This window comes from Clostridium sp. 19966 (assembly GCF_032335695.1).
In the GTDB taxonomy this organism is placed as follows: domain Bacteria; phylum Bacillota; class Clostridia; order Clostridiales; family Clostridiaceae; genus JACTOJ01.
Genome location: NZ_JACTOJ010000088.1, coordinates 1 through 633, shown reverse-complemented (window position 1 = coordinate 633; position 633 = coordinate 1). Strand labels below are relative to the sequence as shown.

General features: G+C 36.0%; 1 protein-coding gene. It reads left to right on the top strand.

The genetic code is table 11. From position 1 onward, the window contains the following. Positions 1-178 precede the first annotated feature (178 nt). Positions 179-562, top strand: coding sequence for a VOC family protein (locus IAI10_RS24600; protein ID WP_315675951.1), 384 nt, complete (start codon positions 179-181; stop codon positions 560-562). Positions 563-633 lie beyond the last annotated feature (71 nt).

Below are 633 nucleotides of genomic sequence, written 5' to 3'. Positions count from 1 at the left end.
TATTTAGCATTTAGCTAAATTCTTCATGAAAAAGCGAAGCTTTTTCAGTGGCCTCCCCGAACTGAAGGAAGTTTTAAATCAGTGTAAAAATCAACACTGATTTAAAACAGAGCCTAAAAAATAACTATAAATAGTAATTTTGTAGAGCAGATTATTTATATTAGGAGGTATTAGCATTATGGATGATGAATTGAAAATCAAAATGTACTCATTTACGGTGGATTGCAAAGATCCGCATGAATTAGCAAAATTTTATGCGGCGTTGCTCAAGTGGGAAACAATGGTTATGGATGAAGAATGGGCATGTGTATATGCTCCAGGAACCAATCAGGGAACATATCCATGCATATTGTTTCAACGGAATCTTGAGTATAAACCGCCTGTGTGGCCGGAAGAGCCTGAAGCTCAACAGCAAATGGCGCATATAGACTTAGCCGTTAATGATTTAGAAAAAGCAGTTCAATATGCAATCCATTGTGGAGCAACAATAGCAGATGAGCAATTTTCTAATAATTGGAGAGTTGTAACTGGCAAGTACTTTGGGAGAAATTTCGGCAAATAATTTTACTGAATTTTTTCCAGTTGTTTTTGTTTGAACAAGGATTCCCTATGTTCTAACCTAAAGCTCTTACC